The 24,442-nt window shown below is 59.5% G+C and carries 26 protein-coding genes; 14 read left to right on the forward strand and 12 right to left on the reverse strand.

Going from position 1 to position 24,442, the window contains the following annotated elements:
- Nucleotides 1-44: 44 nt before the first annotated feature.
- From AACY02_RS09745 to tldD, 3 genes are read left to right on the forward strand one after another with little or no spacing between them, the layout of a single operon-like run.
- Entirely contained in the window at nucleotides 45-3,851 is a 3,807-nt protein-coding gene (locus AACY02_RS09745) for a YhdP family protein (protein WP_339431745.1), read from the forward strand.
- A gap of 58 nt (nucleotides 3,852-3,909) precedes the next feature.
- Nucleotides 3,910-4,770: a carbon-nitrogen hydrolase family protein gene (locus tag AACY02_RS09750; protein WP_339431746.1), complete on the forward strand. Its 861-nt coding sequence runs from the start codon at nucleotides 3,910-3,912 to the stop codon at nucleotides 4,768-4,770.
- A 4-nt stretch (nucleotides 4,771-4,774) separates the two neighbouring features.
- Entirely contained in the window at nucleotides 4,775-6,217 is a 1,443-nt protein-coding gene (tldD, locus tag AACY02_RS09755; protein WP_016771693.1) for a metalloprotease TldD, read from the forward strand.
- A 51-nt stretch (nucleotides 6,218-6,268) separates the two neighbouring features.
- On the opposite strand, the gene yjgA is transcribed toward tldD, so the two are convergent.
- Nucleotides 6,269-6,793 (reverse strand): ribosome biogenesis factor YjgA, encoded by a 525-nt coding sequence (gene yjgA / locus AACY02_RS09760; protein WP_221730042.1) that lies wholly within the window; start codon nucleotides 6,791-6,793, stop codon nucleotides 6,269-6,271.
- Between the two features lie 108 nt (nucleotides 6,794-6,901).
- On the opposite strand from yjgA, the gene pmbA reads away from it, so the two are divergent.
- Nucleotides 6,902-8,248 (forward strand): metalloprotease PmbA, encoded by a 1,347-nt coding sequence (gene pmbA, locus AACY02_RS09765; protein WP_401161623.1) that lies wholly within the window; start codon nucleotides 6,902-6,904, stop codon nucleotides 8,246-8,248.
- A 106-nt stretch (nucleotides 8,249-8,354) separates the two neighbouring features.
- Here the strand turns inward: pmbA and AACY02_RS09770 are convergent, their stop codons facing one another.
- From AACY02_RS09770 to AACY02_RS09815, 10 genes are all read right to left on the reverse strand, one after another.
- A complete protein-coding gene (locus AACY02_RS09770) occupies nucleotides 8,355-8,630 on the reverse strand; it encodes an HPr family phosphocarrier protein (RefSeq protein WP_339431748.1) in 276 nt (91 codons plus the stop codon).
- A gap of 15 nt (nucleotides 8,631-8,645) precedes the next feature.
- Nucleotides 8,646-9,503 (reverse strand): RNase adapter RapZ, encoded by an 858-nt coding sequence (rapZ, locus tag AACY02_RS09775; RefSeq protein ID WP_221730039.1) that lies wholly within the window; start codon nucleotides 9,501-9,503, stop codon nucleotides 8,646-8,648.
- A gap of 2 nt (nucleotides 9,504-9,505) precedes the next feature.
- Complete coding sequence (ptsN, locus tag AACY02_RS09780) at nucleotides 9,506-9,970, reverse strand: PTS IIA-like nitrogen regulatory protein PtsN (RefSeq protein WP_339431749.1); 465 nt, start codon at nucleotides 9,968-9,970, stop codon at nucleotides 9,506-9,508.
- 11 nt (nucleotides 9,971-9,981) lie between these two features.
- Entirely contained in the window at nucleotides 9,982-10,290 is a 309-nt protein-coding gene (gene hpf / locus AACY02_RS09785) for a ribosome hibernation-promoting factor, HPF/YfiA family (RefSeq protein WP_187676780.1), read from the reverse strand.
- A 73-nt stretch (nucleotides 10,291-10,363) separates the two neighbouring features.
- Complete coding sequence (locus AACY02_RS09790; protein WP_339431750.1) at nucleotides 10,364-11,857, reverse strand: RNA polymerase factor sigma-54; 1,494 nt, start codon at nucleotides 11,855-11,857, stop codon at nucleotides 10,364-10,366.
- 188 nt (nucleotides 11,858-12,045) lie between these two features.
- Complete coding sequence (lptB, locus tag AACY02_RS09795) at nucleotides 12,046-12,771, reverse strand: LPS export ABC transporter ATP-binding protein (RefSeq protein ID WP_008085069.1); 726 nt, start codon at nucleotides 12,769-12,771, stop codon at nucleotides 12,046-12,048.
- Nucleotides 12,771-13,316: a lipopolysaccharide transport periplasmic protein LptA gene (gene lptA, locus AACY02_RS09800; RefSeq protein WP_339431751.1), complete on the reverse strand. Its 546-nt coding sequence runs from the start codon at nucleotides 13,314-13,316 to the stop codon at nucleotides 12,771-12,773. The genes lptB and lptA overlap by 1 nt, the downstream gene beginning before the upstream one ends.
- On the reverse strand, nucleotides 13,303-13,875 hold the full coding sequence (lptC, locus tag AACY02_RS09805; protein ID WP_339431752.1) for an LPS export ABC transporter periplasmic protein LptC: 573 nt from the start codon (nucleotides 13,873-13,875) through the stop codon (nucleotides 13,303-13,305). Before lptC ends, lptA begins: the two co-directional genes overlap by 14 nt.
- Nucleotides 13,876-13,883: 8 nt before the next feature.
- A complete protein-coding gene (locus AACY02_RS09810) occupies nucleotides 13,884-14,408 on the reverse strand; it encodes a KdsC family phosphatase (protein WP_339431753.1) in 525 nt (174 codons plus the stop codon).
- Nucleotides 14,408-15,382 carry a KpsF/GutQ family sugar-phosphate isomerase gene (locus tag AACY02_RS09815; protein ID WP_339431754.1) on the reverse strand — a complete coding sequence of 325 codons (975 nt, stop codon included), beginning with the start codon at nucleotides 15,380-15,382 and terminating at the stop codon, nucleotides 14,408-14,410. Before AACY02_RS09815 ends, AACY02_RS09810 begins: the two co-directional genes overlap by 1 nt.
- Before the next feature lie 276 nt (nucleotides 15,383-15,658).
- On the opposite strand from AACY02_RS09815, the gene AACY02_RS09820 reads away from it, so the two are divergent.
- The 10 genes from AACY02_RS09820 (at nucleotide 15,659) to hisC (ending at nucleotide 23,611) form a co-directional block, all read left to right on the forward strand.
- Nucleotides 15,659-16,468 (forward strand): ATP-binding cassette domain-containing protein, encoded by an 810-nt coding sequence (locus AACY02_RS09820; protein WP_339431755.1) that lies wholly within the window; start codon nucleotides 15,659-15,661, stop codon nucleotides 16,466-16,468.
- On the forward strand, nucleotides 16,468-17,265 hold the full coding sequence (mlaE, locus tag AACY02_RS09825) for a lipid asymmetry maintenance ABC transporter permease subunit MlaE (protein WP_339431756.1): 798 nt from the start codon (nucleotides 16,468-16,470) through the stop codon (nucleotides 17,263-17,265). The genes AACY02_RS09820 and mlaE overlap by 1 nt, the downstream gene beginning before the upstream one ends.
- Complete coding sequence (gene mlaD, locus AACY02_RS09830) at nucleotides 17,265-17,732, forward strand: outer membrane lipid asymmetry maintenance protein MlaD (protein ID WP_339431757.1); 468 nt, start codon at nucleotides 17,265-17,267, stop codon at nucleotides 17,730-17,732. The genes mlaE and mlaD overlap by 1 nt, the downstream gene beginning before the upstream one ends.
- Nucleotides 17,733-17,743: 11 nt before the next feature.
- Nucleotides 17,744-18,397, forward strand: a complete 654-nt coding sequence (locus AACY02_RS09835; protein WP_339431758.1) for an MlaC/ttg2D family ABC transporter substrate-binding protein — start codon at nucleotides 17,744-17,746, stop codon at nucleotides 18,395-18,397.
- A complete protein-coding gene (locus AACY02_RS09840; RefSeq protein WP_339431759.1) occupies nucleotides 18,394-18,699 on the forward strand; it encodes an STAS domain-containing protein in 306 nt (101 codons plus the stop codon). Before AACY02_RS09835 ends, AACY02_RS09840 begins: the two co-directional genes overlap by 4 nt.
- Nucleotides 18,700-18,814: 115 nt before the next feature.
- A complete protein-coding gene (locus AACY02_RS09845; RefSeq protein ID WP_007912386.1) occupies nucleotides 18,815-19,054 on the forward strand; it encodes a BolA family protein in 240 nt (79 codons plus the stop codon).
- A gap of 22 nt (nucleotides 19,055-19,076) precedes the next feature.
- Complete coding sequence (murA, locus tag AACY02_RS09850) at nucleotides 19,077-20,342, forward strand: UDP-N-acetylglucosamine 1-carboxyvinyltransferase (protein WP_045122295.1); 1,266 nt, start codon at nucleotides 19,077-19,079, stop codon at nucleotides 20,340-20,342.
- A gap of 127 nt (nucleotides 20,343-20,469) precedes the next feature.
- Nucleotides 20,470-21,105: an ATP phosphoribosyltransferase gene (gene hisG / locus AACY02_RS09855; RefSeq protein ID WP_221730028.1), complete on the forward strand. Its 636-nt coding sequence runs from the start codon at nucleotides 20,470-20,472 to the stop codon at nucleotides 21,103-21,105.
- A gap of 125 nt (nucleotides 21,106-21,230) precedes the next feature.
- Complete coding sequence (gene hisD / locus AACY02_RS09860; RefSeq protein ID WP_339431760.1) at nucleotides 21,231-22,556, forward strand: histidinol dehydrogenase; 1,326 nt, start codon at nucleotides 21,231-21,233, stop codon at nucleotides 22,554-22,556.
- Between the two features lie 2 nt (nucleotides 22,557-22,558).
- The gene (gene hisC / locus AACY02_RS09865) at nucleotides 22,559-23,611 is read left to right on the forward strand and encodes a histidinol-phosphate transaminase (protein WP_339431761.1); all 1,053 of its coding nucleotides are present in this window, start codon (nucleotides 22,559-22,561) and stop codon (nucleotides 23,609-23,611) included.
- 104 nt (nucleotides 23,612-23,715) lie between these two features.
- On the opposite strand, the gene AACY02_RS09870 is transcribed toward hisC, so the two are convergent.
- Nucleotides 23,716-24,435, reverse strand: coding sequence for a DUF4198 domain-containing protein (locus AACY02_RS09870; RefSeq protein WP_339431762.1), 720 nt, complete (start codon nucleotides 24,433-24,435; stop codon nucleotides 23,716-23,718).
- Nucleotides 24,436-24,442: the final 7 nt, after the last annotated feature.

Consider the following 24,442-nt stretch of genomic DNA (forward strand, 5'->3'; position numbering starts at 1 on the left):
GGCCTCAGCTTTTCGCAGTTTTTTTGCCATGGGAGCCAACTGACATGGACCGTCTGACACGTATTCTGGCCGCACTCACCCGATGGGGGCTGAGCCTGTGCGCGTTGGTTCTGGTGTTGATGGCGTTGTATGTCAGCCTTGGCCGCGAACTGACGCCGCTGGTGGCCGAATACCGCGCCGAGATCGAAGACAAAGCCAGCACCGCCCTCGGTATGCCACTTCAGATCGGTGAACTGGAGGGTAACTGGAAGGGATTTGCGCCGATCCTGCTGGCCCATGATGTGATGGTCGGTGACGGCGCCAATGCCTTGCGCCTCGATCGGGTGCGGGTGGTGCCGGATCTTTGGGCCAGTCTGCTGGCTCGTGAAGTGCGTATTGCCCATCTGGAACTCAATGGTCTGAAAATCAGCCTCAAGGAAACGCAGGACGGCAGTTGGGCGCTGGAAGGCTTGCCGGTGCAAAAGGATCAGCCACTGGATGCGGAGCAACTGTTCAATCGCTCGCAAATGATTCGGCAGTTGTCTGTCCTCGATAGCCAAGTGACCCTGCAGCCACTGGATCACGCGCCGATGACCCTCACCTATGTTGGTCTCAATCTGAAAACCGGTGCCAGTCGTCAACGCCTCGACGCACGCTTGACCTTGCCTGATGGTCAACCGGTCGCGCTGAGCCTGCGCACGCGGATTCGCGCGGGCCAATGGCAGGACAGCGCCCTGGAAGGCTACGTCAGTCTGCCGCAAAGTGACTGGTCGAAGTGGCTGCCCGAGCGCCTGACCCGGCAATGGAATTTCTCCGAGATCAAGGCCGGCGGCGAGCTTTGGGTGAACTGGGCTGAAGGCACTTTGCAAAGTGCGGCGCTGCGTTTGAATGCCCCGCAACTCAATGGCGCTTACGCCGAGCGCAAGCCGATCCAGATCAACAATCTGGCGCTCAATGCCTACTACGAAAACAGCGCCGATGGCGCCACCGTCACTCTCGATTCGCTGGCGATGAACTTCGGTGAAACCCGCTGGGAATCTCGCGTGCAACTCCAGCAGACACGCGCTACCGACAAGGTCGACGAACGCTGGCATTTGCAGGCCGATCGTCTCGATCTGACACCGATCACGCCGCTCCTCAACGCATTGGGCCCGCTACCGCAGGGGGTTGCCACGGTGGTCGAGCGCCTGAAAGTGACCGGCGTGCTGCGCAACGTGCTGCTGGATTTCCGTCCGAATGCCACTGACGGTACAAAGTTCGGCTTCGCTGCCAACCTCGACAGCGTCGGTTTCGATGCCTATCACGGCGCGCCGGCGGCACGAAATGTCAGCGGTAGCCTGACGGGCAACCTCGACGGTGGCGAGTTGCGCATGGACAGCAAGGATTTCGTCCTGCACCTGGATCCGATTTTCGCCAAACCCTGGCAGTACATTCAGGCCAACGCCCGACTGACCTGGAAGCTCGACAAGGACGGTTTCACTTTGATCGCGCCGTACCTGAAGGTACTGGGCGAAGAAGGCAAGATTGCCGGCGACTTCCTGATCCGCCTGCATTTTGATCACAGCCAGGAAGACTACATGGACCTGCGGGTCGGTCTGGTCGATGGCGACGGTCGCTACACCGCCAAGTACTTGCCGCAAGTCCTCAGCCCGGCACTCGACGAATGGTTGCGCACGGCAATCCTCAAAGGCGCGGTGGATCAGGGCTTCTTCCAGTATCAAGGGTCTCTGAGCAAGAACGCCGGGGACGCCGACCGCAGCATCAGTCTGTTCTTCAAGGTGCATGACGCCGAACTGGCCTTCCAGCCCGGCTGGCCGCATGTGAGCAAGGTCAGTGGCGATGTGTTCATTGAGGACAGTGGTGTGCGAATTCTGGCCAGCGAGGGCCAATTGCTCGACACCCGGATCAGCGACGTTTTCGTCAATATTCCCCATGTGCCTGCCGGACAACATACGCATATGTTCCTTGATGGGGCATTTGCCGGCGGTTTGGGGGATGGACTGAAGATTCTTCAAGACGCACCGATTGGCACGGGTGAAACGTTCGCCGGCTGGGAAGGTGCGGGCGACCTGCAGGGCAAACTCAAACTGGACATCCCGCTGGACAAGGGCGGCGATCAGCCGAAAATCCTGGTCGACTTCACGACTGCCAATGCGCGGCTGAAACTGGCCGAGCCGAAGCTGGAACTGACTCAACTCAAGGGTGATTTCCGTTTCGACAGCGCCAAAGGCCTCAGTGGTCAGAACATTGCGGCGCGAGCGTTCGATAAACCGGTCACCGCGCAAATTTTTGCCGACGGTAGTCCTGGCAAACTCAAAACCCGGGTCGCGGCATCGGGGCAGGTCGAGGTCAAAAAACTCACCGACTGGCTGGGTGTGACACAGCCGTTGCCAGTGTCCGGGACGATTCCCTATCAGTTGCAACTGAACCTGGACGGCGCCAACAGCCAGTTGATGGTCAGCTCCGGAATGAAAGGCGTCGCGGTCGATCTGCCGGCACCGTTCGGCATGGCGGCGGATGTCGGTCGTGACACGGAGTTGCGCATGACCCTGCAGGGGCAGGAGCGGCGTTACTGGGTCAATTACGGTCAACTGGCCAATTTCACCTTTGCCGCGCCGCCGACCCAATTCGCCGAGGGGCGCGGTGAACTGTTCCTCGGTGCAGGCCAAGCCGTGCTGCCGAGCGCCAAGGGCTTGCGAATTCGTGGTGTGCTGTCGGAACTTGATATCGCGCCGTGGCAGGATCTGCTCAACAAGTACGCCGGGCAGGACCCGGGTGGCAGTGCCAAGCAACTGCTCAGTAGCGCTGACTTCAAGGTCGGCAAGTTGACGGCGTTCGGTACCACGCTGGATCAGGCCTCGGTGCAGGTCGATCGTAAATCCGCGGCGTGGAACCTGGCGCTCGACAGTCAGCAGGTCAAAGGCTCCGCCAGCCTTGCCGACGCGAAAAACACGCCGATTGGAGTCAACCTTCAGTATGTGCGTTTGCCGGCACCGGATCCGAAGGAGCAGGCCGACGAGAACTCTCCTGATCCGCTGGCCTCGGTTGATCCTGCGAAAATCCCCGCGCTGGATATCACCATCAATCAACTGTTCCTGGGCCAGGACCTGGTCGGTGGCTGGTCGCTCAAGGTGCGACCGACCGGCAAAGGCATCGCCCTGAATAACCTCGACATGGGCCTCAAAGGCATCCTGTTGCAGGGCAATGGCGGTTGGGAGGGCGCGCCGGGTGCGACCAATAGCTGGTTCAAAGGCCGGATTAGCGGCAAGAACCTTGCCGATGTTCTCAAGGGTTGGGGCTTTGCGCCGAGTGTGACCAGTGAAGAATTCCATATGGATGTCGATGGCCGCTGGCCGGGCTCGCCCGCGTGGCTGGCGACCAAGCGTTTTTCCGGCACTCTGGATGCGTCGCTGAACAAGGGCCAGTTTGTCGAAGTGGAGGGCGGAACACAGGCATTGCGGGTGTTTGGTTTGCTCAACTTCAACGCTATCGGCCGTCGTTTGCGTCTGGATTTCTCCGACTTGTTCGGCAAAGGCTTGAGCTACGACCGCGTCAAAGGATTACTGGTGGCGAACAACGGTGTGTATGTGACCCGCGAACCAATTCGTTTGACCGGGCCTTCGAGTACCTTCGAACTGGACGGTACGCTGGATCTGGTCGCCGATCAGGTTGATGCCAGGTTGTTGGTGACCTTGCCGGTGACCAACAACCTGCCGATTGCCGCACTCATCGTTGGCGCACCGGCGATCGGTGGTGCGCTGTTCCTGATCGACAAGCTGATCGGTGATCGTGTGGCGCGCTTCGCCAGCGTGAAATACACCGTCAAAGGTCCATGGAAAGACCCGAAAATCACGTTCGACAAGCCTTTTTGAACAGCCAGTCCCTGAACCGATGGAGTAGCATGGCCGCTTACCTCTTGCGGAGTTCGCCATGTCTTTAGCGGTCATTCAAATGGTCAGCCAGAGTGACGTGCAGGCCAATCTGGCCCAGGCCCGACGCCTGCTCGAACAGGCGGCGGCCGGTGGCGCGAGGCTGGCCGTGTTGCCGGAAAACTTCGCCGCCATGGGCCGTCGCGACATCGCCGACATCGGTCGAGCCGAAGCATTGGGCGAAGGGCCTATCCTGCCGTGGTTGAAACAGACCGCCCGTGACCTCAGGTTATGGATAGTGGCCGGTACGTTGCCGTTGCCGCCATTGGATCAGCCGGAGGCCAAGCCACATGCCTGCTCGCTGCTGGTCAACGATCAGGGCGAAATCGTTGCACGGTATGACAAGTTGCATCTGTTCGATGTCGATGTAGCGGACAATCGCGGCCGTTACCGCGAATCCGATGACTATGCTTATGGCAGTAGCGTGGTGGTGGCGGACACGCCGGTCGGCCGAGTCGGTCTGACAGTGTGTTACGACCTGCGCTTCCCGGAGTTGTACAGCGAATTGCGCGCGGCCGGTGCCGAGTTGATTACCGCACCGTCAGCCTTCACCGCGGTGACCGGTGCGGCGCATTGGGATGTGCTGATTCGCGCGCGGGCCATCGAGACTCAATGTTATGTGCTGGCGGCAGCGCAGGGCGGGATACATCCGGGGCCGCGGGAAACCTTCGGTCACGCGGCGATCATCGACCCGTGGGGCCGCGTGCTGGCGCATCAGGATCAAGGCGAAGCGGTGTTGTTGGCCGAACGCGATAGCGATGAACAAGCGTCCATCAGGGCGCGGATGCCGGTGACGAGTCATCGGCGGTTTTTCTCGCAGGGCGCACAGCGGCCTGCCTCAGAACACGAATTTAAGGCGTAAACCTATGAGCGAGTTGTTGTCCTCAGTCAGTGATCACCTGTTGGCGCCCGGCGGCGTGACGATCGAAAGCCTGCAAGGCGTGCTTGGCGATCTGGCCGGCCCGGGCATCGATGCCGCCGACCTGTATTTCCAGGGTCAGATCTCCGAGTCTTGGGCGCTGGAAGATGGCATCGTCAAGGAAGGCAGCTTCAACCTTGATCAGGGTGTGGGTGTGCGGGCGCAGTCCGGTGAGAAAACCGGTTTCGCCTACAGCAACGCGATCACCCTTGAAGCCCTCGGCGCTGCGGCGCGAGCGGCCCGTTCGATCTCCCGCGCCGGGCAGAACGGCACGGTGCAGGCATTTACCAGCCAAGACGTTGCGCAACTGTATGCGCCGGACAATCCGCTGGAAGTGCTGAGCCGTGCCGAGAAGGTCGAGCTGCTCAAGCGCATCGACGTGGCTACCCGCGCACTCGATCCGCGTATCCAGCAAGTCAGCGTGAGCATGGCCGGGGTCTGGGAGCGGATTCTGGTGGCTTCCACTGATGGCGGTCTGGCGGCGGATGTGCGACCGCTGGTGCGCTTCAACGTCAGTGTGATCGTTGAGCAAAACGGCCGTCGCGAGCGTGGCGGGCATGGCGGCGGCGGGCGTACCGACTACCGTTATTTCCTCGCCGAAGACCGCGCCATGGGCTATGCCCGTGAAGCGCTGCGTCAGGCGCTGGTGAACCTCGAAGCGATTCCGGCGCCGGCCGGCACTTTGCCGGTGGTGCTGGGTTCGGGCTGGTCCGGCGTGCTGCTGCACGAAGCGGTCGGCCACGGTCTGGAAGGCGACTTCAACCGCAAAGGCAGTTCCGCCTATAGCGGCCGCATGGGTGAAATGGTTGCTTCAAAGCTCTGCACCATTGTCGATGACGGTACCTTGAGCGGCCGTCGCGGCTCGCTGAGCGTCGACGATGAAGGCACGCCGACCGAGTGCACCACGCTGATCGAAAACGGCGTACTCAAGGGTTACATGCAGGACAAGCTCAATGCACGCCTGATGGGCGTGGCCCGCACCGGTAACGGGCGTCGTGAGTCCTATGCACATCTGCCGATGCCTCGGATGACCAACACCTACATGCTGGGCGGCGAAAGCGACCCGGCAGAAATCATTGCTTCGGTGAAGAAAGGCATCTATTGCGCCAACCTCGGTGGCGGTCAGGTCGACATCACCAGTGGCAAGTTCGTGTTCTCCACCAGCGAGGCCTATCTGATCGAAGACGGCAAGATCACTGCGCCGGTCAAAGGCGCGACGTTGATCGGCAACGGCCCTGAGGCGATGAGCCGGGTGTCGATGGTCGGTAACGACCTGGCGCTGGACAGCGGTGTGGGGACGTGTGGCAAGGATGGACAGTCGGTGCCGGTGGGTGTTGGCCAGCCAACGCTGAAAATCGATGCGATCACCGTGGGTGGCACGGGCGCATAAGAAAAGATGGAGCTTTGGGTGGCGCGCAGGGCGACCACCCAGTGACGAATATCAACGCAGACCGCGTTGAGTCTCGTCCAGCTCACGGATGTATTTGAAGATTTTACGGCTGGAAGCAGGAGGTTTGTTTTGCGCAACCTCGTGCTGAGCCTGACGGATCAGGGAACGCAGTTGCTGGCGATCGGCGTCCGGGTAGTCGACGACGAATTTCTCCAGCACGGCATCGTCGCCCGCGATCAGGCGATCACGCCAGCGTTCGAGATTGTGGAAACGCTCGTTGTACTGACGAGTCGAGGCATCGAGTTGATCGAGCAGAGTCAGAATCGCGTCAGTGTCCTGATCGCGCATCAGTTTGCCGATGAACTGCAAATGCCGCTTACGCGCGATATTCGCGGTGTGCTTGGGCGCATCGGCCAAGGCCCGGCGCATGGCGTCGGTCAGCGGCAGTTTTGCGATCAAGTCAGGCTTGAGTGTTGTAAGGCGCTCGCCGAGGTCAACCAGAGCATGCAGCTCGCGTTTGACCTGAGATTTGCTTTTTTCTCCCGTATCGAGGGAGTCGTCGTAAGAATCAACCATGGTGGCAGTCCGCAAAGAAACGCCGCCATGATAACCAGTCGGGGGCCGCTTGTCCGGCCCGGTCGCTCGATGGCCCCCGCCGAAAGCAGAATTTGAGTGGAGATGAGCATGAGTGCAGTTCAAAGCGTCGGCCCGCAGGCATTGCCGGCACTGCAGGAACAAGTCGAGCAGATCATCGCCGAAGCCAAGCGTCAGGGCGCCAGTGCCTGTGAAGTGGCGGTGTCGCTGGAGCAGGGCCTTTCGACATCGGTCCGCCAGCGCGAAGTCGAAACTGTCGAGTTCAACCGCGATCAGGGCTTTGGCATCACGCTGTACGTCGGTCAGCGCAAGGGCTCTGCCAGCACGTCTGCCACGGGGCCTGAGGCGATTCGCGAAACCGTTGCCGCCGCACTCGCCATTGCCAGGCACACCTCCGAGGACGAAGCTTCGGGCCTCGCTGATGCTGCGCTGATGGCCAGGGATCAGCAGGATTTCGATCTGTTCCACGAATGGGATATCACGCCGGAGCAGGCCATCGAGAAGGCTTTGATCTGTGAGGCGGCGGCATTTGATGCTGATGCGCGGATCAAGAATGCCGATGGCACCACCCTCAGCACCCATCAAGGCTGCCGCGTTTACGGCAACAGCCATGGTTTCATTGGTGGCTACGCGTCGACGCGACACAGCCTGAGTTGCGTGATGATCGCCGAGGCCGACGGCCAGATGCAGCGCGATTACTGGTACGACGTGAACCGTCAGGGCACTTTGCTGGCGGATCCGGTAAGCATCGGCCAACGCGCTGCACAACGGGCGGCGAGCCGTCTGGGGGCGCGTCCGGTGCCGACTTGCGAGGTGCCGGTGCTGTTTTCTGCAGAACTGGCAGGCGGTTTGTTTGGCAGTTTCTTGTCGGCGGTATCCGGCGGCAGTCTGTATCGCAAATCGTCGTTCCTGGAAGGCACGCTGGGGCAGAAGCTGTTTCCGGAATGGCTGACCATCGACGAACGTCCGCATCTGATGCGTGCCATGGGCAGCGCCTGGTATGACGGTGACGGCCTGGCGACTTATGCCAAACCGTTTGTCGAAAAAGGTGAGTTGGTGTCGTACATCCTTGGGACCTATTCCGGTCGCAAGCTCGGTATGCCGAGTACGGCCAACGCTGGCGGCGTACACAACCTGTTTGTCACTCATGGCGATGAGGATCAGGCCGCACTGCTGCGGCGCATGGGGCGTGGGCTGTTGGTCACCGAGTTGATGGGCCATGGTTTGAATATGGTCACGGGTGACTATTCGCGCGGGGCGGCGGGATTCTGGGTCGAGAACGGCGAAATCCAGTTCGCGGTGCAGGAAGTGACTATCGCTGGCAACATGCGCGATATGTTCAAGCAGATCGTCGCGGTCGGTAACGATCTGGAGCTGCGCAGCAATATTCGCACAGGTTCCGTGTTGATCGAACGGATGACGGTGGCGGGCAGCTAAGCCCCGCCCGCGACACAAAAAAGGCGCGCCATCCGATTGGGTGGCGCGCCTTTTTTATACCGGCCCCTGGCACTGCCGAGGCTGCGATTTTTTGACTGTTCGACGATCAGCCACCTTCGTCGAAGAAGTTGTTGATCAACGCCACCAACGCATCCAGCGCTTCTTGTTCTTGATGTCCTTCAGTACTCAAATAGATTTTTGTGCCCTTGCCGGCAGCCAGCATCATCATCGCCATGATGCTTTTGCCATCCACTACCGTTTCTGGTGTGCGGCCTACTCTGATCGTGCAATCCGGATACTGACCTGCAACCCCGACGAACTTGGCCGACGCCCGGGCGTGCAAGCCCAGTTTGTTGATGATTTCGATTTCCAGAGCAGGCATCGCGGTGTGAATCCTTTAAGTGAGGTCGCGGTGGCGAACCTGGACGTTCTTCAGGGTTTTGTGCAGGGCCTGACCCAGGCGTTCGGTCAGGTAGACGGAGCGGTGATGCCCGCCTGTGCAGCCGATGGCAATGGTGACGTAGGCGCGATTGCTCGCGGCGAAACGCGGCAGCCATTTGTGCAGGTAGGCGTAAATGTCCTGGAACATTTCCTCGACTTCCGGCTGCGCCGCCAGGTATTCGGCCACCGGCGCATCGAGACCCGATTGCGCGCGCAGCTCTGGCTTCCAGTACGGGTTGGGCAGGCAGCGCACGTCGAACACCACGTCTGCATCGACCGGCATGCCGCGTTTGAAGCCGAATGACTCAACGAGAAATGCTGTTCCGGGTTCAGGCTGATTGAGCAGGCGCAACTTGATGGTGTCGCGCAACTGGTACAGGTTCAGGTGGGTGGTGTTGATCTTCAGGTCGGCCAGATCGGCGATTGGGCCGAGCAGGGCGGTTTCATCGCTGATCGCTTCGGCCAGTGAGCGGTTGGCAGTGCTCAGTGGATGACGCCGACGGGTTTCCGAAAAACGCTTGAGCAGGGTTTCTTCGTCGGCGTCCAGATAAAGCACATCGCACTGGATGTGGCGGCTGCGGACTTCTTCCAGCAACTCGGGGAAACGCGAGAGATGGCTCGGCAGGTTGCGCGCATCGATCGACACGGCCACCAGCGGTTGTGCCAATTCGGTGTGTATCAGTGCGCGTTCAGCCAGTTCTGGCAACAAGCCTGCCGGCAGGTTGTCGATGCAGTAGTAACCGCTGTCCTCAAGGACATTCAGTGCGGTGCTTTTGCCCGAGCCGGAGCGGCCACTGACGATGATCAAGCGCATGATTAATGCCTGTTCTGCTCTTCCAGTACCACTTGGTACAAGGCTTCACTGCCGGCAGCGCTGCGCAGTCTTTCGCGTACTTCCTTGCGGTCGAGCATGCTGGCGATTTGACGCAGTAACTCCAGGTGCGCATCGGTAGCGGCTTCTGGGACCAGCAGTACAAACAACAGATCAACGGGGGCGCCGTCGATCGCATCGAAATCGATAGGGGCGTCGAGGTGAAGCAGAGCGCTGACAGGCTCAATGCAACCCTTGAGGCGACAGTGAGGAATGGCGATGCCGTTGCCAAAACCGGTGGAACCGAGTTTTTCACGGGCAATCAGGGCCTCGAAGACATCTTGCATCTCCAGCGCCGGCACTTCGCGGGCGATCAGGTTGGCAATTTGTTCGAGGGCTTTCTTTTTACTGCCGCCCGGCACGTTCACAAGAGAACGGCCGGGGGTCAGGATATTTTCAAGTCGGATCATGGAGTGGGGGGTTATCGACCGGTAGCGCCCTGGAGCAGGCTCTGGGTCTTTTCCTTATGCTTTTTGAGTTGTTTATCCAGCTTGTCGGTCAGGGCGTCGATCGCGGCGTACATATCGGTATGTTCCGCGTTGGCGACCACTTCACTGCCGGGAATATGCAAGGTGGCTTCGATTTTCTGCTTGAGCTTTTCGACACACATCGTGACTTGTACGTTGGTGATCTTGTCGAAATGGCGCTCCAATCGTTCGAGTTTCTCGTTGATGTAGGTGCGCAGAGGTTCGGTCACTTCCAGTTGGTGTCCACTGATGTTGACTTGCATACAGCTTCTCCTTCGTTGCCAGTGCATAAAGCGGCAGGCTGGATAGCCTGCCACTGGAACGCTGTAACGTGGCTTACATCAACCGCTTGCGTTCGCTCGAAGGCGCGATCCCGAGGGACTCGCGGTACTTGGCGACGGTGCGGCGAGCCACCTGAATGCCTTGTGCCTCCAGTAAACCAGCGATCTTGCTGTCACTCAACGGCTTTTTCTGATTTTCCGCAGCAACCAGTTTTTTGATGATCGCGCGGATCGCCGTGGACGAGCATTCACCGCCTTCGGAGGTGCTGACGTGGCTTGAGAAAAAGTATTTCAGTTCATAGATACCGCGCGGGGTATGCATGAACTTCTGCGTGGTCACTCGGGAAATCGTCGATTCGTGCATGCCAACCGCTTCGGCGATGTCATGCAGCACCAGTGGCTTCATGGCTTCGTCCCCGTATTCCAGAAAGCCGCGTTGATGCTCGACGATCTGGGTGGCCACTTTCATCAGGGTTTCGTTGCGGCTTTGCAGGCTCTTGATGAACCAGCGGGCTTCCTGCAACTGGTTGCGCATGAAAGTGTTGTCGGCGCTGGTATCGGCGCGTCTTACGAAGCCGGCATACTGGGCGTTGACCCGCAGGCGGGGCACTGATTCCTGATTCAGTTCGACCAGCCAGCGTTCATTGTCCTTGCGCACAATGACGTCAGGGACGACGTATTCGGCTTCAGTGGATTCGATCTGAGAGCCCGGACGCGGGTTGAGGCTCTGCACCAGTTCGATGACTTGACGCAGTTCATCTTCCTTGAGCTTCATGCGCCGCATCAACTGGTTGTAATCGCGGCTGCCGAGCAAGTCGATGTAGTCGGTGACCAGACGTTTCGCTTCAGTCAGCCATGGTGTCTTCGCCGACAACTGGCGCAGTTGCAGCAACAGGCATTCGCCGAGGTTGCGGGCGCCGATGCCAGCGGGTTCAAACTGCTGGATGCGGTGCAGAACGGCTTCGATTTCGTCCAGTTCGATGTCCAGTTCCGGGTCGAACGCTTCGAGGATTTCTTCGAGGGTTTCGTCCAGGTAACCCTGGTTGTTTATGCAGTCGACCAGGGTGACGGCGATCAGTCGGTCGGTGTCTGACATCGGGGCGAGATTGAGCTGCCACAGCAGGTGGCTTTGCAGGCTTTCACCGGCGGAGGTGCGAGTGGTGAAGTCCCATTCGTCGTCATCGCTGCTGGGCAGGCTGCTGGCACTGGTCTGGTAGACGTCCTCCCAGGCCGTGTCGACCGGAAGCTCGTTGGGGATACGCTCGCTCCATTCGCCATCTTCCAGATTGTCCACCGTCGGAGCGGTTTCCTGATAGGACGGTTCCTGAATTTCGGTGTTGGGCTTTTGCTCGGCGTTGTCGGCCAGAGGATCCGAGTTATCGAAGTCGTCGCCTTCTTCCTGGCGTTCGAGCATCGGATTGGATTCCAGGGCCTCCTGGATTTCCTGTTGCAGATCCAGGGTCGACAATTGGAGCAGACGGATGGCCTGTTGCAGCTGCGGTGTCATCGTCAGCTGCTGGCCCATTCTCAAGACTAGCGATGGTTTCATGGCAGGGGCTTAACACCTTATTCGCCGGCGCACATGCGCCATCCACTACAGAGCGCCGAAGCGCCAAACTTAAGCAAATTATATGCCTGAAACTGAAGTGTTTGCCTAGAGCGTTGTAACAATTAAAGCGTATTAAATCCTGCTTGAATCGATACAGCGCCCGCGCGTCTCTCCGGGCGCTGTCGCGTTTACAGGCGGAATTCGTGACCCAGATACACTTCCTTGACCAGATCGTTGGCCAGGATGGTTTCTGCGTCGCCTTCGGCAATCAACTGGCCGTCGTTGACGATGTAAGCGGTTTCGCAGATATCCAGCGTCTCACGCACGTTGTGGTCGGTGATCAGTACGCCGATGCCCTTGGCCTTGAGGTGGTGGATGATCTGCTTGATGTCGCCGACCGAGATCGGGTCGACACCGGCGAACGGTTCGTCGAGCAGGATGAATTTCGGTGCGGTTGCCAGAGCACGCGCGATTTCCACTCGGCGGCGTTCACCACCGGACAGGCTCATGCCCAGGTTGTCGCGGATGTGGCTGATGTGAAATTCCTGCAGCAGGCTTTCCAGCTCCTTGCGACGGCCGGCCTTGTCGAGCTCCTGGCGAGTCTCGAGGATGGCCATGATGTTGTCGGCCACCGACAGCTTGCGGAAGATCGAGGCTTCTTGCGGTAGATAGCCAATACCTGCCTTTGCGCGACCGTGCATTGGCTGGTGGCTGACGTCCAGATCGTCGATCAGCACGCGGCCCTGATCGGCCTGTACCAGGCCGACAATCATGTAGAAGCATGTGGTCTTGCCGGCACCGTTCGGGCCGAGCAGGCCAACAATCTGGCCGCTGTCGATCGACAGGCTGACGTCACGCACGACCTGGCGGCTTTTATAGGCCTTGGCCAGATGCTGAGCTTTCAGAGTGGCCATTACTGGGTTTTCTCGTCGGTTTTCTTCTTCGGCTGGATCACCATGTCGATGCGCGGACGCGACTCGGTGACCTTGCTGCCGGTGGCACGGCCGGCACTGGCCAGTTTCTTCACCGTGTCGTAGACGATTTTCTCGCCTTGGGTGATGTTGTCGTCCTTGTCGACAACCTTGGCCTTGTCGATCAGCACGACGCGGTTCTGCGCTGCGTGGTACTGGATCGTTACGCCCCAGCCTTGAACGGGTTTCTTGTCGCCGGCGGTTTGCAGTTGCTCGAAGTAGGCAAGGTTGCCCACCGAGGTCACCACGTCGATGTCACCGGCCTGAGTGCGAGTGATGGTCACGGTGTTGCCGGTAACCTTCATCGAGCCCTGAGTGATGATCACGTCGCCTTTATAGGTGGCAACGCCATTCTTGTCGTCCAGTTGGGCATCGTCGGCCTGAATGCGGATCGGCTGCTCTTGATCGTTCGGCAGAGCCCAGGCGCTCACGCTTCCCAGTGCTGCGCCCAGACTGAGCAAAATAGGGAGGGTTTTAACGAGCCTCATACTGTCCTCTTACGTTCGATAGCAGGTGTATCCTGCTTTCCTTCAGATACGCTTTCATTCCCACGCCAGTCGATACACCCCCAGCGCCGTCGATTCTAACGGGTTGCGCGGTCTGCGCATATTGCTGCTGCGGGAACACCGTCATGCGAGTCGACGTGATCAGGGTGTCGCGGTTCTTTTCATCGGTGCGCTTGACGCGTACCGAGTCGATCAACTCGACTTCGGTGCCGCCCGAGTTCACTTCGCCGCGCTCACTGGTCACGTGCCATGGGAACTCTGTCCCGCGGTACATGTTCAGGTCGGGCTTGGTCACCAGTGTGATGTCGGTCGCCTTGACGTGTTCGGCCTTGTCGGACGTCATTTCATACTGCACTTTGCCGTCCGGAAGGTATTGCAAGGTATGCGTGTTGGTCGCATACCAGTCGATAGGGGTATCTACCGACGAGGTTGGCGGTTTGTCGAGAAAGCGTTCCGGGCTGATGTTCCAATAGCCGACCGCCGCGAATATCGCGGCTATACAGGCGAAGAGCAGGAAGTTACGAAATTTTTTGCTGAACATTTTTTGGCTCACAGGTACGCGGCGTTGGCCGCATCGAGGCGGCCTTGGGCGCGCAGGATCAGTTCGCAGAATTCACGGGCGGCACCTTCGCCGCCGCGGGCCCGGGTCACACCATGGGCGTGTTCGCGGACGAAATCAGCGGCGTTGGCCACGGCCATGCCCAAGCCTGCGCGGCGGATCACCGGCAGGTCGGGCAGGTCGTCACCGAGGTAGGCGACCTGTTCATAGCTTAGGCCCAGTTGCTCAAGTAGACCGTCCAGAACCACCAATTTGTCTTCGCGGCCCTGAAACAGGTGCGCGATGCCGAGGTTTTTCGCTCGGCGCTCGACCACGGGCGTTTTACGGCCGCTGATGATGGCGGTCTGCACGCCAGCGTTCATCAGCATTTTGATGCCTTGACCGTCGAGGGTGTTGAACGTCTTGAACTCGCTGCCGTCTTCAAGGAAGTACAGGCGTCCGTCGGTAAGGACGCCGTCGACGTCGAAAACCGCCAGTTTGATCGCTTTTGCGCGTTGCAGCAGATCGGTGCTCATTACATCACTCCTGCGCGCAGCAGGTCGGAGAGGTTGAAGGCGCCGACCGGGCGATCTTCCTCATCGACAACTACCAGCGCGTTGATTCGGTGGTCTTCCATGATTTTCAGGGCTTCGGCGGCGAGCATCTCGGGTCGGGCGGTCTTGCCGTGGGCTGTCATCACCTGGTCGATGGTCGCGCTGCGGATGTCGATGCTGCGATCCAGCGTGCGGCGCAAATCGCCATCGGTGAAAATCCCGGCGAGCTTGCCGTCGGCTTCAAGAATCACGGTCATGCCCAGACCCTTGCGGGTCATTTCCATCAGAGCGTCCTTGAGCAGAGTGCCGCGTTGCACTTGTGGCAGCTCTTGCCCGCTGTGCATGACGTTTTCCACTTTCAGCAACAGACGACGACCCAGCGCACCGCCCGGGTGAGAGAAAGCAAAATCTTCAGCGGTAAAGCCGCGCGCTTCCAGCAATGCAACGGCCAGGGCGTCACCCATGACCAGTGCAGCGGTGGTCGAGGACGTCGGCGCCAGGTTCAGCGGGCAGGCTTCGTGCTCGACGTGAACGTTGAGGTTGACCTCGGCAGCCTTCGCCAGTGGCGAGGCCGGGTTGCCGGTCACGCTGATCAACTGGATGCCCAGACGCTTGATCAAAGGCAGCAGGGTGACAATTTCGTTGGTCGAGCCGGAGTTCGAGAGGGCCAGGATCACGTCATCGCGAGTGATCATGCCCATGTCGCCGTGGCTGGCTTCGGCCGGATGTACGAAAAAAGCCGGGGTGCCGGTGCTGGCCAGGGTCGCAGCAATCTTGTTGCCGACGTGTCCGGACTTGCCCATGCCGACCACCACCACACGGCCCTTGCTGGCCAGAATCATCTCGCAGGCGCGTACGAAATCGGCGTCGATATGGGGCAACAAGCCTTCTACGGCTTCCATTTCGAGGCGGATGGTGCGTTGTGCCGATTGAATCAGGTCGCTGGATTGGCTCATGTCAGAAATCGTATAGCCCGATGAAAAGGCGGCGATTATAGCGGTTATGTTGCAAAGCCTCACGCAAGTTCGTCGTGCTTTAGCATTCCCCGCGACCAAAACCCGGCAAAACGGCCTCCAGTCTCCCCCTTACCGTTGAATACAGCCCGGTACAAGCCTTGGGCGCTTGGCCTTTGCAGTGATATAGTTCGCCGCCAGTTCGGCCTGCCCGGGATGTAAGTGCTTTTTAAGTAGAGCCAGGCGTCCGAGTGAGAGGCTGCATCGCAAGGAGTTTAGATGAGTGCCGATAACGCCTACGCGGTCGAGCTGAAGGGAGTCTCCTTCAAGCGCGGTGCGCGCAGCATTTTCAATAACGTCGATATCCGCATACCGCGCGGCAAGGTCACCGGCATCATGGGGCCTTCCGGGTGTGGCAAGACCACCCTGCTGCGGTTGATGGGCGCACAGTTGCGTCCTTCCAGTGGCGAAGTCTGGGTGAACGGTCAGAACCTGCCGCAGCTTTCGCGCAGCGATCTGTTCGATGCACGCAAACACATGGGCGTGCTGTTTCAGAGCGGTGCGCTGTTCACCGATCTCGATGTTTTCGAGAACGTCGCTTTTCCCCTGCGCGTTCATACCCAATTGCCGGAAGAAATGATCCGCGACATCGTCCTGCTCAAGCTGCAGGCCGTTGGCTTGCGTGGCGCCATCGAGTTGATGCCCGATGAGCTGTCTGGCGGCATGAAGCGTCGCGTGGCTCTGGCTCGCGCAATTGCGCTCGATCCACAGATCCTCATGTACGACGAGCCGTTCGTGGGCCAGGACCCGATCGCCATGGGTGTGTTGGTACGCTTGATCCGTCTGCTCAATGATGCGCTGGGAATCACCAGCATCGTGGTGTCCCACGATCTGGCCGAAACCGCGAGCATTGCCGACTACCTCTATATAGTCGGCGACGGTCAGGTACTGGGGCAGGGCACGCCGGACGAATTGATGAACTCGCACGAGCCGCGTATTCGTCAGTTCATGACGGGCGATCCTGACGGCCCGGTGCCGTACCACTTTCCAGCGACGGATTACCGCGCAGATCTTCTGGGGAAGCGCTGATGCGCAGAATTTCATTCATAGAACGCGTACGCCGGTTCGGCGAAGCGGCGATCGACGCCATTGCGGTGTTTGGTCGTGCAACGCTGTTCCTGTTTCACGCCTTGATCGGTCGTGGCGGCATCAGCGGCGGTTTTGGCCTGCTGGTCAAACAGTTGCATTCGGTGGGCGTCATGTCGCTGGTGATCATCGTGGTCTCCGGTATCTTCATCGGCATGGTGCTGGCGCTGCAGGGTTTCAGCATTCTGTCGAGCTACGGTTCGGAGCAGGCGGTAGGGCAGATGGTTGCTCTGACCCTGCTGCGTGAACTGGGCCCGGTGGTGACGGCGCTGTTGTTTGCCGGGCGTGCCGGTTCGGCATTGACCGCAGAAATCGGCAACATGAAATCCACCGAACAGCTTTCCAGCCTGGAAATGATCGGTGTCGACCCGCTCAAGTACATTATCGCGCCGCGTTTGTGGGCCGGTTTCATCTCCCTGCCGGTGCTGGCGATGATTTTCAGCGTGGTGGGCATCTGGGGCGGCTCGTGGGTGGCTGTCGACTGGCTGGGCGTGTATGAAGGCTCCTATTGGGCGAACATGCAGAACAGCGTGAACTTCACCAGTGATGTGCTCAACGGTGTCATCAAAAGTATCGTTTTCGCCTTCGTAGTGACCTGGATCGCCGTATTCCAAGGCTATGACTGTGAGCCCACTTCCGAGGGGATCAGTCGTGCCACCACCAAGACCGTAGTGTTTGCCTCGCTGGCAGTGCTCGGCCTGGACTTTATTCTGACCGCTTTGATGTTTGGAGATTTCTGATGCAAAACCGCACCCTGGAAATCGGTGTCGGCCTGTTCCTGCTGGCAGGGATCCTGGCTTTGCTGCTGCTTGCTTTGCGGGTCAGTGGCCTGTCTCCGACTTCGACCACCGACACCTATAAACTTTATGCCTACTTTGACAATATCGCCGGTTTGACGGTCAGAGCCAAAGTGACCATGGCCGGCGTCACGATCGGCAAGGTCACGGCAATCGATCTGGATCACGACAGCTTCACGGGTCGGGTGACTCTGCAAGTGGATAAAAACGTCGACAATCTGCCGACCGACTCCACCGCGTCTATCCTGACCGCTGGGCTGCTGGGCGAGAAGTACATCGGTATCAGCGTGGGCGGGGAAGACACCCGTCTGAAGGATGGCGGAACCATTCACGACACGCAGTCGTCACTGGTACTGGAAGACCTGATCGGTAAATTCCTGCTCAATACCGTTAGCAAAGACGCCAAATGAGGAGCTTTTGAATGATCTCTACCTTGCGACGTGGACTGTTGGTACTGCTTGCGACATTGCCATTGATGGGCACTGCTGTGGCGGCGCAGTCGGCGCATGATCTGGTTCAGGACACCACGAACCGGATGTTGGCTGATCTGGCGGCCAATAAAGAAAAGTACAAACAGGATCCGCAGGATTTCTATACCGCGCTGAACACCATTGTCGGCCCTGTGGTGGATGCCGAAGGCATTTCCAAAAGCATCATGACGGTCAAGTATTCGCGCAAGGCGACGCCGGCACAGATGCAGACGTTCCAGGAAAACTTCAAGAAAGGCCTGTTCCAGTTTTATGGCAACGCCTTGCTTGAATACAACAACCAGGGCATCACTGTTGATCCGGCCAAGGACGAGTCCGGCGATCGCACCAGCGTCGGCATGACCGTCAAAGGCAACAACGGCGCGATCTATCCAGTGCAGTACACGCTCGAGAAGATCAACGGCGAGTGGAAACTGCGCAACGTGATCATCAACGGTATCAACATTGGCAAGCTGTTCCGTGATCAGTTCTCTGATGCGATGCAGCGCAATGGCAACAACCTGGACGCGACCATCAACGGTTGGGCCGGTGAAGTCGCCAAAGCCAAAGAACAAACCGACAAAGCTGCCGTGAAGCCAGCGCAATGAAAGAGGCGGCAGTGCGTATGAGTGATGTCGATGAGCTTTTGCTCAGCGGAGTGCTGGACTACCGCACCGGGCCTGACCTGCGCAAGGAAGGGCAGGCGCTGATCAAGTCCAGCAAGGCTTCGTCGCTGGTCATCGACTGCTCGGGCGTAAAGAAGTCCAGCAGCGTCGGTTTGTCGTTGCTGCTGTGCTTCATGCGCGATGCTCAAGCCGCCGGCAAGGCTGTCAGCATCCGGGCACTGCCCGATGACATGCGCGAAATCGCTCAGGTCAGCGAGCTGACCGAAGTGCTGGCGCTACACTGAATTCGCATCGATAAAGAAGCCCCCCGTCAGAGTCCTGCCATGCGGGGTTCGCAGGCGCGGGGCTTTTTTGTATGATGTCCGACCCGTGCGCACAGGGCGCCGATTGAGGTTGAGCATGCAGGCCGTAGAAGTGAAGAGCTTCCTTGAAGGAAAGCTGCCCGGAACGTTGGTAGAAGTTGAGGGCGAAGGCTGCAATTTCCAGCTGAACGTGATTAGCGATGAACTGGCGGCGTTGAGCCCGGTGAAGCGTCAGCAGCAGATCTATGCCCATTTGAACCCATGGATCACCGATGGCAGCATCCATGCGGTCACTATGAAATTTTTCAGCAGCGCGGCCTGGGCCGAGCGCACCTGAGCCTAAGGGCGTCGAGATTCTTATGGATAAACTGATTATTACTGGCGGCGTTCGTCTTGATGGCGAAATCCGCATCTCCGGGGCAAAGAACTCCGCCCTGCCGATCCTGGCAGCCACCCTGCTGTGCGATGGCCCGGTGACCGTTGGCAACCTGCCTCACCTGCACGACATCACCACCATGATCGAGCTGTTCGGTCGCATGGGCATTGAGCCGGTGATCGACGAGAAACTCAGCGTCGAAATCGACCCGCGCACCATCAAGACCCTGATCGCTCCGTACGAACTGGTGAAAACCATGCGTGCGTCGATCCTGGTGCTGGGCCCGATGGTTGCCCGTTTCGGTGAAGCCGAAGTCGCCCTGCCTGGCGGTTGCGCCATTGGCTCGCGTCCGGTCGACCTGCACATCCGTGGCCTGGAAGCCATGGGCGCGGTAATCGACGTCGAAGGTGGCTACATCAAGGCCAAGGCGCCTGAAGGCGGCTTGCGCGGCGCGAGCTTTTTCTTCGATACCGTGAGTGTGACCGGTACCGAAAACATCATGATGGCTGCTGCTCTGGCCAAGGGCCGCAGCGTGCTGCAGAACGCCGCGCGTGAGCCTGAAGTGGTGGACCTGGCGAACTTCCTCAACGCCATGGGCGCCAAGGTTTCCGGTGCTGGCACCGATACCATCACCATTGATGGTGTCGAGCGTCTGGGTTCGTGTTTCTACAAAGTCATGCCTGACCGTATCGAAACCGGCACCTATCTGGTGGCCGCTGCAGTGACCGGCGGTCGTGTGAAGGTCAAGGATACCGATCCGACCATCCTCGAGGCGGTTTTGGAAAAACTCCGTGAAGCCGGCGCAGAGGTCACCAGCGGTGAAGACTGGATCGAGCTGAACATGCATGGCAAGCGCCCGAAAGCGGTCAACGTGCGCACTGCGCCGTACCCGGCGTTCCCGACTGACATGCAGGCACAGTTCATCTCGCTCAACGCCATTGCCGAAGGCACTGGCGCAGTGATCGAGACGATCTTCGAAAACCGCTTCATGCACGTCTACGAACTGCACCGCATGGGCGCCAAGATCCAGGTCGAGGGCAACACCGCCATCGTCACCGGTACTGAAGTCCTCAAAGGCGCGCCAGTGATGGCAACCGACCTGCGTGCTTCGGCCAGCCTTGTGATTTCGGCGCTCGTTGCCGAAGGCGATACCCTGATCGACCGCATCTACCACATCGACCGTGGTTACGAGTGCATCGAAGAAAAACTGCAGATGCTGGGCGCCAAGATCCGTCGCGTTCCGGGCTAATAGCTGCTGCATGGGCACAAGGATGTGCCCGTTGAATTCGTTTTGAATCGAGCCGGTATCGGCTCGATGTGTGTCCGGCGCCGATTGCGACCGGACATGAGTACCTTGATAAGGACTGACGTTTCCCATGTTGACCATCGCACTGTCCAAGGGCCGCATCCTTGACGACACCCTGCCGCTTCTCGCTGAAGCGGGCATCGTGCCGACCGAGAATCCGGACAAGAGCCGCAAGCTGATCATCCCCACGACGCAGGCAGACGTACGCCTGCTCATCGTGCGCGCCACCGACGTGCCGACCTATGTCGAACATGGCGCGGCCGACCTCGGCGTGGCCGGTAAAGACGTGCTGATGGAATACACCGGCCAGGGCCTGTACGAGCCACTGGATCTGCAGATTGCCCAGTGCAAACTGATGACCGCCGGCAAGATCGGCGCGGTCGAGCCCAAGGGCCGTCTGCGCGTGGCGACCAAGTTCGTCAACGTCGCCAAGCGTTACTACGCCGAGCAGGGCCGTCAGGTCGACATCATCAAGCTTTACGGCTCGATGGAACTGGCACCGCTGATCGGTCTGGCCGACAAGATCATCGACGTGGTCGACACCGGTAACACCCTGCGCGCCAACGGCCTGGAACCTCAGGAACTGATCGCCACGATCAGCTCGCGTCTGGTGGTCAACAAAGCTTCGATGAAAATGCAACACGCCCGCATCCAGGCGTTGATCGACACCCTGCGCAACGCAGTGGAATCGCGACACCGCGGCTGATCTACCTGCGCGACCTTGAGCCGCGCCCGTCTATCCGCCTCATAGCCAGAATCTCAGGTGCCCAAGCGGAAACGACTGCTAAGTTAGGGCGCCTGAGTTTTTGCCATTCCTATGAGGCTCTCGCTATGACCGCACCGACTGCAATTCGCCGACTCAACGCTGCTGATCCGGATTTCGCGCATCATCTGGATCATCTGCTGAGCTGGGAAAGTGTGTCTGACGACTCGGTCAATCAGCGCGTGCTGGACATCATCAAGGCTGTGCGCGAGCGCGGTGACGCGGCGCTGGTCGAGTTCACCCAGAAGTTCGACGGTCTGGAAGTGGCCTCGATGGCTGACCTGATCCTGCCGCGCGAGCGCCTGGAACTGGCCCTGACCCGTATCACCGTGGCGCAACGCGAAGCCCTGGAAAAAGCCGCAGCCCGGGTGCGCAGCTACCACGAAAAACAGAAGCAGGATTCCTGGAGCTACACCGAAGCCGACGGCACGGTGCTGGGCCAGAAGGTCACGCCGCTCGATCGCGCAGGCCTCTACGTGCCGGGAGGCAAGGCGTCGTACCCGTCGTCGGTGTTGATGAACGCGATTCCGGCCAAGGTCGCCGGTGTGACCGAAGTGGTCATGGTCGTGCCGACCCCGCGTGGTGAAATCAACGAGCTGGTGCTGGCAGCGGCGTGCATCGCGGGCGTCGACCGGGTGTTCACCATCGGCGGCGCACAAGCCGTTGCCGCGCTGGCCTATGGCACCGAAAGCGTGCCGCAGGTCGACAAAGTGGTCGGCCCGGGCAACATCTATGTAGCGACAGCCAAGCGCCACGTTTTTGGTCAGGTCGGTATCGACATGATCGCCGGCCCTTCGGAAATTCTCGTAGTGTGCGACGGTCAGACCGATCCGGACTGGATCGCCATGGACCTGTTTTCCCAAGCCGAACACGATGAAGACGCCCAGGCGATTCTGGTCAGCCCCGACGCCGAGTTCCTCGACAAGGTTGCCGCGAGCATCGACAAACTGCTGCCGACCATGGATCGCGCGACCATCATCGAAACCTCGATCAATGGTCGCGGTGCGCTGATTCATGTGCGTGACATGGCGCAGGCGATCGAAGTCGCCAACCGTATCGCGCCGGAGCACCTGGAGTTGTCGGTCGCTGACCCGCAAGCCTGGCTCCCGCAGATCCGCCACGCGGGTGCGATTTTCATGGGCCGTCACACCAGCGAAGCCCTGGGCGACTACTGCGCGGGCCCCAATCATGTATTGCCGACCTCCGGCACTGCGCGGTTCTCCTCGCCGCTGGGCGTGTATGACTTCCAGAAACGTTCGTCGATCATCTTCTGCTCCGAGGCCGGCGCGTCGGAGCTGGGTAAAACCGCATCCGTGCTGGCCCGTGGCGAATCGCTGAGTGCCCACGCGCGCAGCGCCGAATACCGCATCATTGACGACAAGCAGGGGAACTGAGCATGAGTAAATTCTGGAGCCCGTTCGTCAAGGATCTGGTGCCTTATGTGCCGGGCGAACAGCCGAAGCTGACCAAACTGGTCAAGCTCAATACCAATGAAAACCCCTATGGCCCGTCGCCAAAAGCCCTGGCGGCGATGCAGACCGAGCTCAACGACAACCTGCGTCTGTACCCGGACCCGAACAGCGACCTGCTGAAAAACGCGGTCGCCAACTACTACGGCGTGCAGAGTAGTCAGGTGTTCCTGGGCAACGGTTCGGATGAAGTGCTTGCGCACATCTTCCACGGTTTGCTGCAACACGATCAGCCGCTCTTGTTCCCGGACATCAGCTACAGCTTCTATCCGGTTTATTGCGGGTTGTACGGCATCAAGTTCGACGCGGTGCCGCTGGACGCGCAGTTCCAGATCGATCCGGCGGACTACGCCAAGCCGAACGGCGGGATCATTTTCCCCAATCCGAACGCTCCGACCGGTTGCCTGCTGGCACTGGACGCGGTCGAGCAAATCCTCAAGGCCAGCCCGGATTCGGTGGTGGTGGTCGATGAGGCTTATATCGATTTCGGCGGCGAGACGGCCATCAGCCTGGTGGATCGCTATCCGAACCTGCTGGTGACGCAGACCCTGTCCAAATCCCGTTCACTGGCGGGCCTGCGGGTCGGTCTGGCGGTGGGGCATCCGGACCTGATCGAGGCGCTGGAGCGGATCAAGAACAGCTTCAACTCCTATCCGCTGGATCGTCTGGCGAATGTCGGTGCAGCAGCGGCGTTCGAAGATCGCGAGTATTTCGACAAGACGTGTCGCTTGGTCATCGAGAGCCGTGAATGGGTGATTGCGCAGTTGCGGGCCAAGGGCTTTGAGGTGCTACCGTCGGCGGCGAACTTCATCTTCGCCCGGCATCCGCAACATGACGCCGCAGGGCTGGCGGCCAAATTGCGTGAGCAAGGCGTGATCGTGCGGCACTTCAAGCAGGCGCGGATTGCGCAGTTCCTGCGGATTTCCATCGGCACGCCGGAGCAGAATCAGGCGTTGATCGACGGGCTCGGCGACCTCTGAACCGCTTTCGCGAGCAAGCCCGCTCCCACAGTGGATTTGTGCACGACACAGATCAAATGTGGGAGCGGGCTTGCTCGCGAATGCAGCGCCGCGAATCCTGAGCCTTACTCGTGATGTGGCTCCCCCAAAAACGTCAGCGAACTGAACAACCCTCGACTGTTCACATCAACACTGTCCTTCACCGGCACCTCAACCTGCGCGGCAATCACATTCAACCCCTCATTTCGTACCAACACCTGCGCGCGCCCGTCCTTGTCGGTCTCGGTGCTCAGCGTATTCGGCGCGCTCCGATAATCGCCGATCAACTTCACGCCCGCTGCCGGTTTGCCATCGAGCAAAACCCGTACCGGCAATGAATTCCCCGGCCCGACGGTTAGCGGATCGACCTCCGGCAAAATCAGCAGTTTGATCTGATCGAGCTTGGGCAACTTCGCTCCCGGTTGATAAATCGCCAGGCTGTATTTGAACGTCTGCGTCGCTTCGATTGCACCGGGCACTTTGCTGCGACCTTCGTTGATCCACTTCTTGTCAGCCGTTTGTGACCACATCCCGTTGTTCAGCGCCACCGCCATGACCGCCGGCGTTTTCAGCGGCTTCAGGCGGGCGTGATCGGCAAGGCGCTCGACGCTGACCGGGATCATCTTGCCGCCCGCGTCATAGGCCCACGCGCCGCTGATTTTCTGGGCCTTGAAGGCATTGTCTTCGGCGCCGTGGCCGTAGATCACTTCGATGTTGCCGCGGCGTTGTTCTGTCCACAGGCCATGGGCTGTGGCTTGTGTGGCGAACAGCGCGGCGAGGATCAGGAGGGTTTTACGGTATTGCATGGTGACG

This window comes from Pseudomonas sp. EA_65y_Pfl2_P78, assembly GCF_963970495.1.
In the GTDB taxonomy this organism is placed as follows: Bacteria; Pseudomonadota; Gammaproteobacteria; order Pseudomonadales; family Pseudomonadaceae; genus Aquipseudomonas; species Aquipseudomonas baetica_A.

Coding starts and splice junctions, on each gene's coding strand:
- hpf (WP_187676780.1), bottom strand. CDS start 10,290: ATGCAAGTCAACATCAGTGGACACCAACTGGAAGTGACCGAACCTCTG.
- mlaD (WP_339431757.1), top strand. CDS start 17,265: ATGCAAAACCGCACCCTGGAAATCGGTGTCGGCCTGTTCCTGCTGGCA.
- yjgA (WP_221730042.1), bottom strand. CDS start 6,793: ATGGTTGATTCTTACGACGACTCCCTCGATACGGGAGAAAAAAGCAAA.
- AACY02_RS09845 (WP_007912386.1), top strand. CDS start 18,815: ATGCAGGCCGTAGAAGTGAAGAGCTTCCTTGAAGGAAAGCTGCCCGGA.
- murA (WP_045122295.1), top strand. CDS start 19,077: ATGGATAAACTGATTATTACTGGCGGCGTTCGTCTTGATGGCGAAATC.
- mlaE (WP_339431756.1), top strand. CDS start 16,468: ATGCGCAGAATTTCATTCATAGAACGCGTACGCCGGTTCGGCGAAGCG.
- AACY02_RS09790 (WP_339431750.1), bottom strand. CDS start 11,857: ATGAAACCATCGCTAGTCTTGAGAATGGGCCAGCAGCTGACGATGACA.
- lptA (WP_339431751.1), bottom strand. CDS start 13,316: ATGAGGCTCGTTAAAACCCTCCCTATTTTGCTCAGTCTGGGCGCAGCA.
- rapZ (WP_221730039.1), bottom strand. CDS start 9,503: ATGCGCTTGATCATCGTCAGTGGCCGCTCCGGCTCGGGCAAAAGCACC.
- AACY02_RS09835 (WP_339431758.1), top strand. CDS start 17,744: ATGATCTCTACCTTGCGACGTGGACTGTTGGTACTGCTTGCGACATTG.
- lptB (WP_008085069.1), bottom strand. CDS start 12,771: ATGGCCACTCTGAAAGCTCAGCATCTGGCCAAGGCCTATAAAAGCCGC.
- lptC (WP_339431752.1), bottom strand. CDS start 13,875: ATGTTCAGCAAAAAATTTCGTAACTTCCTGCTCTTCGCCTGTATAGCC.
- pmbA (WP_401161623.1), top strand. CDS start 6,902: ATGAGTGCAGTTCAAAGCGTCGGCCCGCAGGCATTGCCGGCACTGCAG.
- AACY02_RS09815 (WP_339431754.1), bottom strand. CDS start 15,382: ATGAGCCAATCCAGCGACCTGATTCAATCGGCACAACGCACCATCCGC.
- tldD (WP_016771693.1), top strand. CDS start 4,775: ATGAGCGAGTTGTTGTCCTCAGTCAGTGATCACCTGTTGGCGCCCGGC.
- AACY02_RS09770 (WP_339431748.1), bottom strand. CDS start 8,630: ATGCCTGCTCTGGAAATCGAAATCATCAACAAACTGGGCTTGCACGCC.
- hisC (WP_339431761.1), top strand. CDS start 22,559: ATGAGTAAATTCTGGAGCCCGTTCGTCAAGGATCTGGTGCCTTATGTG.
- ptsN (WP_339431749.1), bottom strand. CDS start 9,970: ATGATCCGACTTGAAAATATCCTGACCCCCGGCCGTTCTCTTGTGAAC.
- hisD (WP_339431760.1), top strand. CDS start 21,231: ATGACCGCACCGACTGCAATTCGCCGACTCAACGCTGCTGATCCGGAT.
- AACY02_RS09870 (WP_339431762.1), bottom strand. CDS start 24,435: ATGCAATACCGTAAAACCCTCCTGATCCTCGCCGCGCTGTTCGCCACA.
- AACY02_RS09750 (WP_339431746.1), top strand. CDS start 3,910: ATGTCTTTAGCGGTCATTCAAATGGTCAGCCAGAGTGACGTGCAGGCC.
- AACY02_RS09820 (WP_339431755.1), top strand. CDS start 15,659: ATGAGTGCCGATAACGCCTACGCGGTCGAGCTGAAGGGAGTCTCCTTC.
- AACY02_RS09810 (WP_339431753.1), bottom strand. CDS start 14,408: ATGAGCACCGATCTGCTGCAACGCGCAAAAGCGATCAAACTGGCGGTT.
- hisG (WP_221730028.1), top strand. CDS start 20,470: ATGTTGACCATCGCACTGTCCAAGGGCCGCATCCTTGACGACACCCTG.
- AACY02_RS09745 (WP_339431745.1), top strand. CDS start 45: ATGGACCGTCTGACACGTATTCTGGCCGCACTCACCCGATGGGGGCTG.
- AACY02_RS09840 (WP_339431759.1), top strand. CDS start 18,394: ATGAAAGAGGCGGCAGTGCGTATGAGTGATGTCGATGAGCTTTTGCTC.